The sequence below is a fragment of the Pseudomonas sp. DTU12.1 genome (genome assembly GCF_009873475.1).
Classification (GTDB): Bacteria; Pseudomonadota; Gammaproteobacteria; order Pseudomonadales; family Pseudomonadaceae; genus Aquipseudomonas; species Aquipseudomonas proteolytica.
Map to the genome: position 1 here is coordinate 4,954,314 of NZ_CP045254.1, position 14,289 is coordinate 4,968,602.

The 14,289-nt window shown below is 60.5% G+C and carries 12 protein-coding genes; 7 read left to right on the forward strand and 5 right to left on the reverse strand.

What is annotated here, in order from left to right; all coding sequences use genetic code 11:
• Positions 1-3: 3 nt before the first annotated feature.
• The 4 genes from lepB to lptF form a co-directional block, all read right to left on the reverse strand.
• The gene (lepB, locus tag GDV60_RS21885) at positions 4-858 is read right to left on the reverse strand and encodes a signal peptidase I (RefSeq protein ID WP_029297478.1); all 855 of its coding nucleotides are present in this window, start codon (positions 856-858) and stop codon (positions 4-6) included.
• A 5-nt stretch (positions 859-863) separates the two neighbouring features.
• Complete coding sequence (gene lepA, locus GDV60_RS21890; protein WP_029297480.1) at positions 864-2,663, reverse strand: translation elongation factor 4; 1,800 nt, start codon at positions 2,661-2,663, stop codon at positions 864-866.
• A 152-nt stretch (positions 2,664-2,815) separates the two neighbouring features.
• A complete protein-coding gene (gene lptG / locus GDV60_RS21895; protein WP_029297482.1) occupies positions 2,816-3,895 on the reverse strand; it encodes an LPS export ABC transporter permease LptG in 1,080 nt (359 codons plus the stop codon).
• On the reverse strand, positions 3,888-5,006 hold the full coding sequence (gene lptF / locus GDV60_RS21900) for an LPS export ABC transporter permease LptF (protein ID WP_029297484.1): 1,119 nt from the start codon (positions 5,004-5,006) through the stop codon (positions 3,888-3,890). The genes lptG and lptF overlap by 8 nt, the downstream gene beginning before the upstream one ends.
• Positions 5,007-5,288: 282 nt before the next feature.
• Between lptF and GDV60_RS21905 the strand changes: the two genes are divergently transcribed.
• The 5 genes from GDV60_RS21905 to rlmF all read left to right on the forward strand — a co-directional run bounded on the left by GDV60_RS21905 (position 5,289) and on the right by rlmF (position 12,058).
• A complete protein-coding gene (locus tag GDV60_RS21905; protein ID WP_029297486.1) occupies positions 5,289-6,779 on the forward strand; it encodes a leucyl aminopeptidase in 1,491 nt (496 codons plus the stop codon).
• A 156-nt stretch (positions 6,780-6,935) separates the two neighbouring features.
• Positions 6,936-7,364, forward strand: a complete 429-nt coding sequence (locus tag GDV60_RS21910; RefSeq protein ID WP_029297488.1) for a DNA polymerase III subunit chi — start codon at positions 6,936-6,938, stop codon at positions 7,362-7,364.
• Between the two features lie 7 nt (positions 7,365-7,371).
• On the forward strand, positions 7,372-7,755 hold the full coding sequence (locus tag GDV60_RS21915) for a DNA polymerase III subunit chi (protein WP_159908738.1): 384 nt from the start codon (positions 7,372-7,374) through the stop codon (positions 7,753-7,755).
• Between the two features lie 213 nt (positions 7,756-7,968).
• Positions 7,969-10,815 carry a valine--tRNA ligase gene (locus GDV60_RS21920; RefSeq protein WP_029297493.1) on the forward strand — a complete coding sequence of 949 codons (2,847 nt, stop codon included), beginning with the start codon at positions 7,969-7,971 and terminating at the stop codon, positions 10,813-10,815.
• Positions 10,816-11,041: 226 nt separating this feature from the next.
• On the forward strand, positions 11,042-12,058 hold the full coding sequence (gene rlmF, locus GDV60_RS21925; RefSeq protein ID WP_159908740.1) for a 23S rRNA (adenine(1618)-N(6))-methyltransferase RlmF: 1,017 nt from the start codon (positions 11,042-11,044) through the stop codon (positions 12,056-12,058).
• Positions 12,059-12,168: 110 nt separating this feature from the next.
• Here the strand turns inward: rlmF and GDV60_RS21930 are convergent, their stop codons facing one another.
• On the reverse strand, positions 12,169-12,450 hold the full coding sequence (locus tag GDV60_RS21930) for an HU family DNA-binding protein (RefSeq protein ID WP_029297497.1): 282 nt from the start codon (positions 12,448-12,450) through the stop codon (positions 12,169-12,171).
• A gap of 396 nt (positions 12,451-12,846) precedes the next feature.
• Here GDV60_RS21930 and yejK point away from each other — a divergent pair, with 396 nt between their 5' ends.
• Together yejK and GDV60_RS21940 are read left to right on the forward strand one after the other, a co-directional pair.
• Positions 12,847-13,851: a nucleoid-associated protein YejK gene (yejK, locus tag GDV60_RS21935; protein ID WP_029297499.1), complete on the forward strand. Its 1,005-nt coding sequence runs from the start codon at positions 12,847-12,849 to the stop codon at positions 13,849-13,851.
• Positions 13,851-14,201, forward strand: coding sequence for a glutaredoxin family protein (locus GDV60_RS21940; protein WP_029297501.1), 351 nt, complete (start codon positions 13,851-13,853; stop codon positions 14,199-14,201). Before yejK ends, GDV60_RS21940 begins: the two co-directional genes overlap by 1 nt.
• The last annotated feature ends 88 nt before the right edge of the window (positions 14,202-14,289 follow it).

Here is a 14,289-nt window from a genome sequence, read left to right on the forward strand (position 1 = left end):
GGATTACTTGATCAGCCCCACCCGCGAGAAGTTCGGCAGGTGGCTGAGTTTGGGTTCCGGCCAGCTCATCCAGACCGCGAAGGCCTTGCCGACGATATTCTGGTCGGGAACCATACCCAGCAGCTCCTTGGGAATGCTTGGATCGTCCCAGTAGCGGCTGTCATTGGAGTTGTCGCGGTTGTCGCCCATCATGAAGTAGTGCCCGGCAGGCACGGTCCACTGGTTGTCGGGCGGCGAACGGTAGCGGCTCATTTCCTTGCGGATCTGGTGCTCTACCGCCCCGAGTTTTTCCTCGTACAGCTCGGCGCTGCCCAGGGTGTTCGGCTCGGAACCGATGAGTTTCTCGGCCACCGACTCACCATTGACGAACAGGCGCTTGTCGCTGGTGTAGCGGATCACGTCACCCGGCAGGCCGACCACACGCTTGATGTAGTTGACGTTCGGGTCGCTTGGGTAGCGGAACACCATCACATCGCCGCGTTGCGGATCACCCACCTCGATGATTTTCTTGTCGATCACCGGCAAGCGGATCCCGTAGGAAAACTTGTTCACCAGGATGAAGTCGCCGACATCCAGGGTTGGCTTCATCGACCCCGAAGGGATCTGGAACGGCTCCACCAGAAACGAGCGCAGCACCAGCACGATGAACAACACCGGGAAGAACGACTTGCCGTATTCAACCAGCAAGGGCTCTTTGTTCAGCTTCTCGATCACCACGCCATCGGGCTGGCTGACGCTGCCCTGATAGGACGCGATGGCCGCCCGACGACGCGGGGCGAAGAACACCAGATCGAGCAGCGCCAGGAGACCACAGACGGCAACGGCGATGACCAGCAACAGCGGGAAATTTAGTGACATAGGACCTAACTATCCAACCTGAGCACCGCAAGGAAGGCTTCTTGTGGAATTTCCACGTTGCCCACTTGCTTCATGCGTTTTTTACCGGCCTTTTGCTTCTCAAGCAGCTTGCGCTTACGGCTCACGTCGCCACCGTAGCATTTGGCCAGTACGTTCTTTCTGAGTGCCTTGACGGAGGTCCGCGCAATGATCTGCCCGCCAATGGCGGCCTGGATCGCGACGTCGAACATCTGGCGCGGAATCAGTTCTTTCATCTTCTCGGTAAGCTGGCGGCCTTTGTAGTGCGCATTGTCCTTGTGGACGATGAGCGCCAGGGCATCCACCTTGTCACCGTTGATCAATACATCGAGCTTCACCAGATTGGCCGATTGGTAACGGTCGAAATGGTAATCCAGCGAAGCATAGCCGCGACTGGTGGATTTGAGACGGTCAAAGAAGTCCAGGACCACTTCGTTCATCGGCAAATCATAGGTCACTTGGACCTGGGTACCGAGGAACAGCATGTCGTGCTGTACGCCACGTTTTTCGATACACAGGGTAATGACGTTACCCAGGTGCTCTTGCGGCACAAGAATATTGGCCCGCACGATCGGTTCGCGCATGTCTTCGATGGACGACAGATCCGGCAGCTTGGACGGGTTGTCGACGTAAATCGTTTCACCGGTTTTCAGCGCCAGCTCAAAAATAACCGTCGGCGCGGTGGTGATCAGGTCCAGGTCGTACTCGCGCTCCAGGCGCTCCTGGATGATCTCCATGTGCAGCATGCCCAGGAACCCGCAGCGGAAACCGAAGCCCAGGGCGTCGGAGCTTTCCGGGGTGTACTGCAACGACGAGTCGTTGAGGGTCAGCTTCTGCAGGGCTTCGCGGAAGTCCTCGAAGTCGTCGGAGCTGACCGGGAACAGGCCGGCGTAGACCTGTGGCTGGATGCGCTTGAAACCTGGCAGCACGTCGACATCAGGCGTCGAGCTCAAGGTCAGGGTGTCACCGACCGGTGCACCGTGGATGTCCTTGATACCGGCGATGATGAAGCCTACTTCACCGGCTTTCAGGTCAACGGTGGCGGTGTGTTTCGGGTTGAATACACCGACGCTGTCCACCAGGTGGATCTTGCCGGTGGACTTGACCAGGATCTTGTCGCCCTTCTTCACCCGGCCATGGCGCACACGTACCAGGGAGACAACGCCCAGGTAGTTGTCGAACCAGGAGTCGATGATCAACGCTTGCAGCGGATCTTCGATGTTGCCGGTGGGGGCCGGAATGGTCTTGACCAGGCGCTCGAGCACTTCGTCGACGCCCAGGCCGGTCTTGGCGCTGCACTCGACGGCGTCGGTGGCGTCAATGCCGATGATTTTTTCGATTTCTTCCTTCACCCGGTCCGGATCGGCCTGTGGCAGGTCGATCTTGTTCAGCACCGGCATGACTTCCAGGCCCTGCTCGATGGCGGTGTAGCAGTTGGCCACGGACTGGGCTTCTACACCCTGACCCGCGTCCACCACCAGCAACGCGCCTTCACAGGCCGCCAGGGAACGGCTGACTTCGTAGGTGAAGTCGACGTGGCCCGGGGTGTCAATGAAGTTCAGTTGGTACTTGATACCGTCTTTGGCGGTGTAGTACAGGGTAACGCTGTGGGCCTTGATGGTGATCCCGCGCTCGCGTTCGAGATCCATGGAGTCCAGGACCTGGGCTTCCATTTCACGCTCGGCAAGGCCGCCGCACATCTGGATGAATCGATCGGCCAGCGTCGACTTACCATGGTCAATGTGGGCGATGATGGAGAAATTGCGGATATGACTCAAATCACTCACGGATCAACACTCAAAAAGGCTGCAGGCAGATTGCCCGCTGAAAAATAGCCGGGAATTGTACCTGATGCTCGGGCCAGACGTCATCTTTGGCGACCAATAACAAAAATGCCCCGTTCTTGCGAATGGGGCATTTTTTGTTCAACACGTGCGAATCAACCGGCCCGCCGCAGCAGCCAGAACCCGGCCAGGGCACAGATGCCGGTCGGCACCAGCACCGCAAACAGCGGCGAGAAGCCGAATACCAGGCTCGACGGCCCCAGCAGGTCCTGGGCAATGCGGAAGGTGAAACCGACCAATACCCCGGTAAATACACGCTGGCCCAGGGTTACCGAGCGCAACGGGCCGAAAATAAACGAAATCGCCATCAGCACCAGCGCGGCGGTCACCACCGGCTGCAACACCTTGACCCAAAATGCCAACCAGTAGCGGCCGTTGTTCAGGCCCTGCTCCTTGAGGTAGTGGATATAGCTCCACAAACCGGAGATCGGCAGGCTTTCCGGGATCATCACCACGGTATTGAGCAGTTCCGGCTTGAGCGCGATGTCCCAGGCCTGGGTCGGCTCGTTGATCACTTCGGTGCTGGCCTCGGTGCCTTTGCCAGGATTGCGGAAATGGGTGGTGGTGACATCGCTCAACACCCACTGGTTATCACTGAACTGTGCCCGCTTGGCAAAACTCGACGACAGCATGTGGCGCTCGTCATCAAAGCGATAGCGGGTGACACCCACCAAAAGGCCGCCGGGTTGCACCGCGTTGATGTGAATGAATTCATCACCCTGGCGGTGCCACAGGCCCCGCTTGGAGCTCTGGGCATCGCCCGAACCCTGGGCCAGCGCACGGTTGGCCTGGGCTGTGGTTTCCGCCGGTGGCGCCACGTATTCGCCGATCAGCACGCTGGCGGCCATCAGCAGCAGCATGGGTTTCATCACGGCCCAGACGATACGGGCAATGGACACCCCGGCTGCGCGCATGATGGTCAGTTCGCTGTTGCTGGCCAGGCTGCCCAGGCCGATCAGGCAACCGATCAGCGCCGCCATCGGCATCATGTCGTAGAGCCGGCGCGGCGCGGTCAGCGCCACATAGCTCAGTACGTCAGTGACCGTATAGGTATCGGTGACGTTGCCCACTTCATCAATGAAGGCAAACAACGACGCCAGGCCGAGGATGATGCCCAATACCGCCAGGATGGCGACCAGTACGCTGCTACCGATGTAGCGATCCAACTTACCCACGAGCCATCTCCTTCATGCCGCGACGGCTCTGCATTTTCAAACGAATCGGTTCCCAGTACAGCAGGCCCAGGCCAATCATCAGGAAGATGCCGTGGACCCACCACAACCCCAGGGTCGGCGACAGCTTGCCCTTCTCCAGGGAGCCACGGGCGGAAATCAGGATGGTCAGGTAGGCCATGTACAAAAGGATCGCCGGCAGCAACTTGAGGAAGCGGCCCTGCCGCGGGTTGACCCGGGACAGTGGCACCGCCATCAAGGTGACGATAAACACCAGCAACGGCAGGGAAATACGCCATTGCAGCTCGGCAATCGAGCGCCGTTCCTGGCTACCGATCAGGGCCTGGGTCGGGATCGCATCGCGGTCGGTGACCTCGTTGCTCACATCCGGCCGGGCCAGCATGACGCCATAGGTGTCGTACTTGATGGCGCGGTAGTCGGCCTGGCCGGGGCTGCCGTCGTAGCGGTAGCCGTTTTCCAGGATCAGGTAGCGGCTGCCGTCCGGACGCACTTCCTGGCGCCCGCTATCGGCCACCAACACGGAAATGCCACGGTCTTTTTTGTCCTGGCCCAGGCGTTTCTCGGAGATGAATACACCACCGAGGTTGGCCCGATCATCGGTCATGCGCTCGGTGTAGGTCACCCGGGTGCCGTCGTTGAGCGCCTGGAAGCGGCCCGGCTCGAGGGTATCGAACTCGGTCATGGCGTCCTGTTTGTTGAGCACCAGCTGAAACTGCATGGCGCCCTGGGGGGCCAGGCTCAGGCTCAGCCAGGCCACCACCAGCGCCACGCCGGTGGCCGGAACCATGGTCATGGCCAACAGCCGCTGCTGGCTCATGCCGGTGGCCGACAGTACGGTCATCTCGCTTTCGAGATAGAGCCGGCCATAGGCCAGCAGGATCCCGAGAAACAGGCCCAGGGGCAGGATCAGTTGCAGGAAGCCTGGCAGGCGAAAGCCCATGATCAGGAACAGAGAACCCGGATCCAGGGCACCCGAGGCAGCCTGGGCCAGGTATTTGACGAAACGACCACTCATGATGATGACCAGCAATACCGCACTCACGGCACTCAGGGTCAGCAGGACTTCGCGGGACAGATAACGGAAGACGATCAAACCAGACACTCCAGGGTTGTCAGGCTAAGGCGGCCAAACAAGCAAGCATATCAAGTCGCCCCGTTGACACGGGCCGGCGAAAAAGATGGCGCATTATCCTGTGATTGTCGGCGCCTGTCACGGAGCTTGCTCACACCGGTGCACAAAGCTGGCTTCAAGGGTTGTCAGGCTCGGGCGGCGCGGTACAAACTGCGGGCTTTGTCGCGGTCACCCACAGGTGGCCCAGCCTACAGGCCGGAGTACAGACTCCAGGCTCTTTGACCTTATATAAGGGACCCGAACATGGAATTGGTTGTAAAAAGCGTTAGCCCCGAAACGTTGAAGACCGCCACCCTCGTGGTCGCCGTCGGCGAAGGCCGCAAGCTCGGCGCCGCCGCCAAACAAGTCGACGAACTGAGCGGTGGCGCCATCAGCGCCGTGCTCAAGCGTGGCGACCTGGCCGGCAAAGTCGGGCAAAGCCTGCTGCTGCAAAGCCTGCCCAACCTTAAAGCCGACCGCGTATTGCTGGTAGGCGTGGGCAAGGACGCTGAACTGGGCGACCGCCCGTTCCGCAAGATCATCAGCGGCATCCTCAGCACCCTCAAGGGCCTGGGCGGCAGCGATGCGGCACTGGCGCTGGACGAAATCGTGGTCAAGGGCCGCGACAGCTACGGCAAGACCCGCCTGCTGGCCGAAACCCTGCTGGATGGCGGCTACACCTTCGATCAGTTCAAGAGCCAGAAAGCCGAACCCCGCGCCCTGAAGAAAATCACCCTGCTGACCATCAAGGCCGCCCAGGCTGAAGTGCAGCGCGCCGCCACCCACGCCCAGGCCATCGCGGCCGGCATGGCGTTCACCCGCGACTTGGGCAATATGCCACCAAACATCTGCCACCCAACCTACCTGGGCGAACAGGCCAAGGCCCTGGGCAAAGAGTTCAAGGGCCTGAAAGTCGAGGTCCTGGACGAGAAGAAGATCAAGGACCTGGGCATGGGCTCGTTCTATGCCGTGGGCCAGGGCAGCGACCAGCCACCGCGCCTGATCGTCATGCAATACAACGGCGGCAAGAAAGCCGACAAACCGTTCGCCCTGGTCGGTAAAGGCATCACGTTCGACACCGGCGGCATCAGCCTCAAGCCGGGCGCCGGCATGGACGAGATGAAATACGACATGGGCGGCGCAGCCAGTGTCTTCGGTACTCTGCGTGCCGTGCTCGAACTCAAGCTGCCGATCAACCTGGTGTGCATCCTGGCCTGTGCCGAGAACATGCCGAGCGGCGGCGCTGCCCGCCCAGGCGATATCGTGACCACCATGAGCGGCCAGACCGTGGAAATCCTCAACACCGACGCCGAAGGCCGCCTGGTGCTGTGCGATGCCCTGACCTACGCCGAGCGCTTCAAGCCGCAAGCGGTGATCGATATTGCTACCTTGACCGGCGCCTGCATCGTGGCGCTGGGCTCCCATACTTCGGGCCTTTTGGGCAACAACGACGAACTGGTCGAACAACTGCTCAGCGCCGGCAAGGCTGCCGACGACCGCGCCTGGCAATTGCCGCTGTTCGATGAGTACCAGGAGCAACTGGACAGCCCGTTCGCCGACATCGCCAACATTGGCGGGCCAAAGGCCGGCACCATCACCGCCGCCTGCTTCCTGTCGCGGTTTGCCAAGAACTTCAACTGGGCCCACCTGGATATCGCCGGCACGGCCTGGACCAGCGGCGGCAAGGACAAGGGCGCTACCGGTCGTCCGGTTCCGCTGCTGACCCAGTACCTGCTGGATCGCGCCAAGGCCTAAACATCACGGCCCCTGCTTGACCCTGTAGGAGCGAGCTTGCTCGCGAAAAACGTCAACGATAACGCGTACAGCCTGAATAAACGCGTTGCTCTTGAGTTCTTCGCGAGCAAGCTCGCTCCTTCAGGGGAAAGCATGCAGGCCGCTGCAGGACATGTAATGACCCAAGTCGACTTCTATATATTGCCCAGCGCCGATCCGTCGGCTCGCCTGGACTTTGCCTGCAAACTCACGGAAAAGGCCTGGCGCATGGGCCACCGCATCTACCTGCATTGCAGCGACGCCGCCCAGCGTGACGACCTCGATGCCCGCCTGTGGCGCTTCAAGGGTGAGAGCTTCGTGCCCCACGGCCCCGCAGAATCTGAGCCCGAAGGGCTGGTGGTGCTGGGTTTGGGCGACAGTTGTGGTGATCACCATGACCTATTGGTCAACCTGGACCTGAAAGTGCCGGCCTTCGCCAAGGGTTTCGCCCGCGTGGCGGAAGTGGTGGTGGAAGATCCGGCTATTCGTCAGGCCGCGCGGGAGAGTTTCCGTTTCTACCGCGAACAGGGCTATTCTCTGCAAGATCACCGATTACAGCGACTCTGAGCACATGATGGACACTTCCAACCCGCTAAAACCCTCCGACCACCTGCTGGACGACCTTGAGTCGATCCGCCAGTTGCTGGGTGATGACAACCTGCAACCGCCGCTGCTGACCGATACCGTCGCAGAAGAGGTGCAGATCCCCCTGCTGTTCGACCTGGTCAACGCCAAGCCCGCCGCTGTCGAGCCTGTGGAGCCGCCCGTCGTCCAGGCAGAGGCCGCCGCCGAAAAAGCCCCCGATGCCCTGCTGCTGCACCTGGACAACGAACTGCGCGCCGCAGCGCAATTGATCATGCAGGACGTGATCGACGACTTTGCCCCGCATATCGAAACCGAGATCAAGCGCCGGATGGATGCGCGCATGGAGCGGTTGCTCAGCCAGTACCAGTCCTAAGCCACATAGATATCCCCTGTAGTAGCGGGCTTGCCCGCGATGGCGGTGGATCAGTCGATTTGTCGATGACTGACACACCGCTATCGCGGGCAAGCCCGTTCCCACATTTGCCCCGCGCCAGCCTTGGCCCCTCTCTTCGTCTCGCCCTCTCCCCTATCCCCCGTTATACTTGTCGGCTTTCCTGAATAAATGCCAACTAGGGTCCCGCCGCGCATGGATAAGACCTACCAGCCGCACGCCATTGAAACTTCCTGGTACAACACCTGGGAATCCGAGAATTACTTCGCCCCTCAAGGCGCGGGTGATTCCTACACGATCATGATCCCGCCGCCGAACGTCACCGGCAGCCTGCACATGGGTCACGGTTTCAACAACGCGATCATGGACGCCCTGATCCGTTTCCGCCGCATGCAGGGTCGCAACACCCTGTGGCAGCCGGGCACCGACCATGCCGGCATCGCCACCCAGATGCTGGTGGAACGCCAACTGGAAGCCACCGGCCAGAGCCGTCACGACCTGGGCCGCGAGAAATTCCTGGAGAAGATCTGGGAGTGGAAGGACCAGTCCGGCGGCAATATCAGCCGTCAGATCCGTCGCCTCGGTTCGTCCGTAGACTGGAGCCGCGAGCGCTTCACCATGGACGATGGCCTGTCGGAAGCGGTCAAGGAAGCCTTCGTGCGCCTGCATGAAGATGGCCTGATCTACCGCGGCAAGCGCCTGGTCAACTGGGACACCAAGCTGCACACCGCTATTTCCGACCTTGAAGTGGAAAACCACGACGAGAAAGGTTTCCTGTGGAACCTCAAGTACCCGCTGGCCGACGGCGCCAAGACCGCCGAGGGCAATGACTACCTGATCGTCGCCACCACCCGTCCGGAAACCATGCTCGGCGACTCCGCCGTGGCCGTTAACCCGAACGATGAGCGCTACCAGGCACTGATCGGCAAATTCGTCGAGCTGCCACTGGTTGGCCGTCGCATCCCGATCATCGCCGATGATTACTGCGACCCTGAATTCGGCACCGGCTGTGTGAAAATCACTCCGGCCCACGATTTCAACGACTATGAAGTCGGCAAGCGCCACAACCTGCCGCTGCTGAACATCTTCGACAAGAACGCCGCCATTCTGCCGGCCTGCCAGGTGTTCAACCTCGACGGCACGCTGAACGACAGCATCGACGGCAAGATCCCGGCCGAATATGCCGGCCTCGACCGTTTCGAAGCGCGCAAGCAGATCGTTGCCGCCTTCGATGCCGCAGGCTTGCTGGTCAGCGTGGATGACCACGCCCTGAAAGTGCCGAAAGGCGACCGCTCCGGCACCGTGATCGAGCCGTGGCTGACCGACCAGTGGTACGTGTCCACCAAACCGCTGGCAGAACCTGCGATTGCTGCCGTGGAAGATGGCCGCATCCAGTTCGTGCCCAAACAGTACGAAAACATGTACTTCTCATGGATGCGTGATATCCAGGATTGGTGCATCAGCCGTCAACTGTGGTGGGGCCACCGCATTCCGGCCTGGTACGACGAGTCGGGCAAAGTCTATGTAGGGCGTGACGAAGCCGAAGTGCGGGCCAAGCACAACCTCGGCCCGGACGTGGCGCTGCAACAGGACAACGACGTACTGGACACCTGGTTCAGCTCTGGCCTGTGGACGTTCTCCACCCTGGGCTGGCCGCAGCAGACCGAATTCCTGAAGAAATTCCACTCCACCGACGTGCTCGTCACCGGCTTCGATATCATTTTCTTCTGGGTTGCCCGGATGATCATGCTCACCATGCACTTGGTGAAGAACGAGGACGGCACCCCGCAGGTACCGTTCAAGACCGTGTACGTGCACGGCCTGGTGCGTGATGGCCAGGGCCAGAAGATGTCCAAGTCCAAGGGCAACGTCCTTGACCCGCTGGACATCATCGACGGCATCGACCTCGAAACCCTGGTGCAAAAGCGCACCTCGGGCCTGATGCAGCCGAAACTGGCGAAGAAGATCGAGAAGCAGACCCGCGACGAGTTTGCCGACGGCATCGCCAGCTACGGCACCGACGCCCTGCGCTTCACCTTCTGCTCGCTGGCGTCCACCGGTCGCGACATCAAGTTCGACATGGGCCGCGTCGAAGGCTACCGCAACTTCTGCAACAAGATCTGGAACGCAGCGCGCTACGTGCTGGACAAGGGCGAAGACTGCGGCCAGAACGGCGAAGCCTTCGAACTGAGCCTGGCGGATCGCTGGATCATCTCGCAGTTGCAGCGCACCGAAGCCGAAGTGACCCGCCAACTCGACCAGTTCCGTTTCGACCTGGCCGCGCAGGCGCTGTACGAGTTCATCTGGAACCAGTATTGCGACTGGTACCTGGAACTGTCCAAGCCCGTGCTGTGGGACGAGAACGCGCCGATCGAGCGTCAGCGCGGCACCCGCCGCACCCTGGTGCGCGTGCTGGAAGTGGCGCTGCGCCTGGCGCACCCGTTCATGCCGTTCATCACCGAAGAAATCTGGCAGCGCCTGGCGCCGCTGGCCGGTATCGAAGGCAAGACCATCATGCTACAACCTTGGCCAGTGGCCAATGAAGCACGCATCGACGAGGCTGCCGAAAGCGATATCGAATGGCTCAAGGCCCTGATGCTTGGCACGCGCAACATCCGCGCCGAGATGAACATCGGCCCGGGCAAGCCATTGGCGGTGTTCGTGAAGAACGCCAGCGCCGAAGACCAGCGCCGTCTCACCGAGAACGACGCGCTGCTCAAGAAGCTGGCCAAGCTGGAGTCGATCACCGTATTGGCGGCTGGCGCCGAAGCACCGCTGTCCGCTACCGCACTGGTGGGCGAGATGGAAGTGCTGGTGCCGATGGCCGGCCTGATCGACAAAGGCGCCGAACTGGCGCGCCTGGACAAGGAAATCCTGCGTCTGCAAGGCGAAGTGCAGCGCGTGGGCGGCAAGCTGTCCAACGCCGCCTTCGTGGACAAGGCCCCGGCCGAAGTCATCGACAAGGAACGCGCCAAGCTGGCCGAAGCCGAACAGGCGTTGGGCAAGCTGGCGGAGCAACATGCGCGGATTTCCAGCCTGTAAGGTGGACCGTGTGTAAGAAAGAGGCCTTCGGGCCTCTTTTTTTTGTGTTGAAAACCCAATCAGAGTGGGAGCGGGCTTGCTCGCGAATGCGGTATATCAGACACACACCCAATAACTGACACACTGCATTCGCGAGCAAGCCCGCTCCCACATTTAACCGAGATCAACTTCGGAATGTGTGACAATACTCACCACTTTTGAAGCAACCCCAGAATCGACGTAGCCCATGACCGCCCCCAGCACACCCAAACCGCCCCGCAAGAAGCCGAAAACCGCCGCCACGGCCAAGCCCGTCGTGCCGCGCAAGGAAGCGACCCTGCATCCGCGCAACCGCCACCAGGGCCGCTACGACTTCCCCGCGCTGATCAAGACCACGCCAGAACTGGCCCAGTTTGTGATCATCAACCCCTACGGCAAGGAAAGCATCGACTTCGCCAGCCCGGACGCGGTGCGGGTGTTCAACCGGGCGCTGCTCAAGGCGTTCTATGGCGTGCAGCACTGGGACATCCCCGCAGACTACCTGTGCCCACCGGTGCCGGGCCGTGCCGATTACGTGCACTTCCTCGCCGACCTGCTGGCCAGCGTCAACGACGGCAAGATTCCCCGTGGCTCGATCGTCAAGGTGCTGGACATCGGCATGGGCGCCAACTGTGTCTATCCGCTGATCGGCTACATGGACTACCGCTGGAACTTCCTCGGCTCCGAGATTGATCCGACAGCGGTCGCCGCGGCCAAGGCCATCGTGAAGTCCAACGACTTGAGCAAGGTTATCCAACTGCGCCAGCAAACCAACCCCAAGCATATTCTGCTGGGCCTGCTGGAGCCGGGCGAACGGTTTGACCTGACCATGTGCAACCCGCCGTTCCATGCCTCCATGGACGAAGCGACCAAAGGCAGCGAGCGTAAATGGCGCGCCCTGGGCAAGGCCGATCCCAAGCGCAAATTGCCGGTGCTGAACTTCGGCGGCCAATCGGCAGAGTTGTGGTGTGAAGGCGGTGAGGCGCGGTTTGTCACGCAATTGATCGCCGAAAGCGCGCATTTCGCCCATAAAGTGCTGTGGTTCAGCACCCTGGTGTCAAAAGCGTCCAACCTGCCTGCCATCGAGACCGCCCTGAAAAAAGCCGGTGTCCTGGAAAGCCAGGTGGTGGAGATGTCCCAGGGCCAGAAACAAAGCCGTTTTGTGGCCTGGACCTTCCAGACCAAGAACGAGCAGCAGATCTGGCGCCAGCGCTGGGTGCGCTGACCCCGCGTCTGTAGGAGCGAGCTTGCTCGCTCCTACAGATAAAGCAAAAAACGCAGGCAACAAAAAACCGTGCCCGGATCGCTCCGGTGCACGGTTTTTTTTACTGCGTCTTACTTGTTGATCGAGTCGGTCAGGCCTTTGGCCACAACCAGCTTGATCACTTTCTTGGCAGCGATTTCGATGGCAGCGCCAGTCGAAGGGTTACGGCCGGTACGGGCTGGACGCTCGGTCACTTTCAGCTTGCCAACACCTGGCAGAGTGATTTCGCCACCGTTTTCCAGCTGGTCAGCAACAACTTGGCTCAGTTGATCCAGCAGAGCGCGCACGGTAGTTTTCGGTGCGTCTACTGCTTCAGCCAGGTCAGCGATCAGTTGGTCTTTAGTAATAGCCATTGTGGTGTTCCTTCCCTATCAAATTCATTTGGATTGCAGAGTGCAGTGTCAGCCATCGAGCCCGACCGTCATGGCCTGGCACCCCTGGCCATAACCGCGAGAGATCGGGGTTATAGATGCTTGAAACGGGGTTTGGTTCGACCTGACAAATGCTGAATGCACGCTTAACGCCGAGACATCGCGTAAGACGGGGCAAAACTAGCACAGAGACGGGGAAATATCCGCTTCTACCTACCCATTTGGTCAGCTTTATCGCTCTAAACCGTGAAAAAAAGGCATATGGGTCGTCAGAGGCCTCCCGAAACCGCTTCAAACGACGCCGCGACCAACGGGTGCGGTACACTGGCGACTTTTTCCGGGAGGCCAACCGCTCCCGCTCAACCAGCCGAGAAGCCCATGCCGATCCGTCATTGCATCGTCCACCTGATCGACAAAAAACCCGACGGCACGCCCGCAGTTCTCCATGCCCGTGACTCTGAATTGGCCGAGTCCGCTGCCATCGAGAACATGCTCGCCGACCTCAACGAGAGCTATAACGCCAAACAAGGCAAGGCCTGGGGTTTCTTCCATGCCGAGTCCGGCGCGCACCCGTTCAGCGGCTGGTTGAAGGAATACTTCGATGGCGGCAAGGATTTCACCGCCTTCAGCCGAATTGCCGTGGAACACCTGCAAAAGCTGATGGAGGAGTCCAACCTCTCCGTCGGCGGCCATGTGCTGTTTGCCCACTATCAACAAGGCATGACCGACTACCTGGCCATCGCCCTGCTGCACCACAGCGAAGGTGTGGCGGTGACCGACGAGCTGGACGTGACGCCCTCGCGCCACCTGGACCTGGGCCAACTGCACCTGGCAGCACGCATCAACGTGTCCGAATGGCAGAACAACAAGCAGTCCAAGCAGTACATCTCGTTTATCAAGGGCAAGAACGGCAAGAAGGTCTCGGAGTACTTCCGCGACTTTATCGGCTGCCAGGAAGGTGTCGATGGGCCGGGCGAGACCCGCACCCTGCTCAAGGCCTTCAGTGATTTCGTCGAAAGCGAAGACCTGCCGGACGAGTCGGCCCGCGAGAAAACCAAGACCCTGGTGGACTACGCCAGCAGCCAGGCCAAGCTCGGCGAGCCCATGGGCCTGGAAGAGCTGTCGGGGTTGATCGATGAAGATCGGCCAAAAGCGTTCTACGATCATATCCGCAACAAGGATTACGGCCTGTCGCCGGAAATTCCCGCAGATAAGCGCACCCTCAACCAGTTCCGCCGCTTCACCGGGCGCGCCGAAGGGTTGTCGATCAGCTTTGAAGCGCACTTGCTGGGCGACAAGATCGAGTATGACGAAGCCGCTGGCACCTTGATCATCAAGGGCCTGCCGACCCAGCTCACCGACCAGCTCAAGCGTCGTAACTGATGCTTGGCGGGGTGCTGAAGAAGGTCCTGCTGGTGTTGCTGGTGGTGGTGGCGATCCAGAACTGGGGCAAGATCGAGCGGCTGTTCAACCCCTCGCAGGTGGTCCCGGAGCAAACCCGAGCGTCAGCGCGGGTGGTGCTGTATGCCACCGACTGGTGTGGCTACTGCAAGCAGATCCAGCGATTCCTGGATCAGAAGGGCATTCCCTACAAAAACGTGGATATCGACAAGGATCCCGAAGGCCGCAAGGCCTATCAGGCGCTGGGCGGCGGCGGGATTCCGTTTGTGGATGTGAACGGCACGCTGATTCGCGAATACAACCCGGACGCGATCCTGTCCGCCCTCAAATAACTGTGGCGAGGGGGCTTGTCCCCGCTGGGCTGCGCAGCAGCCCCAAAACCTGCCACCTCGGTGTATCTGATAAACCTTGGCGGGTCTT

Excerpts from the sequence above, each read along its gene's own strand:
- lepB (WP_029297478.1), bottom strand. The coding sequence starts at position 858 with ATGTCACTAAATTTCCCGCTGTTGCTGGTCATCGCCGTTGCCGTCTGT.
- GDV60_RS21905 (WP_029297486.1), top strand. The coding sequence starts at position 5,289 with ATGGAATTGGTTGTAAAAAGCGTTAGCCCCGAAACGTTGAAGACCGCC.
- GDV60_RS21930 (WP_029297497.1), bottom strand. The coding sequence starts at position 12,450 with ATGGCTATTACTAAAGACCAACTGATCGCTGACCTGGCTGAAGCAGTA.
- GDV60_RS21940 (WP_029297501.1), top strand. The coding sequence starts at position 13,851 with ATGCTTGGCGGGGTGCTGAAGAAGGTCCTGCTGGTGTTGCTGGTGGTG.
- GDV60_RS21910 (WP_029297488.1), top strand. The coding sequence starts at position 6,936 with ATGACCCAAGTCGACTTCTATATATTGCCCAGCGCCGATCCGTCGGCT.
- GDV60_RS21920 (WP_029297493.1), top strand. The coding sequence starts at position 7,969 with ATGGATAAGACCTACCAGCCGCACGCCATTGAAACTTCCTGGTACAAC.
- yejK (WP_029297499.1), top strand. The coding sequence starts at position 12,847 with ATGCCGATCCGTCATTGCATCGTCCACCTGATCGACAAAAAACCCGAC.
- GDV60_RS21915 (WP_159908738.1), top strand. The coding sequence starts at position 7,372 with ATGGACACTTCCAACCCGCTAAAACCCTCCGACCACCTGCTGGACGAC.
- rlmF (WP_159908740.1), top strand. The coding sequence starts at position 11,042 with ATGACCGCCCCCAGCACACCCAAACCGCCCCGCAAGAAGCCGAAAACC.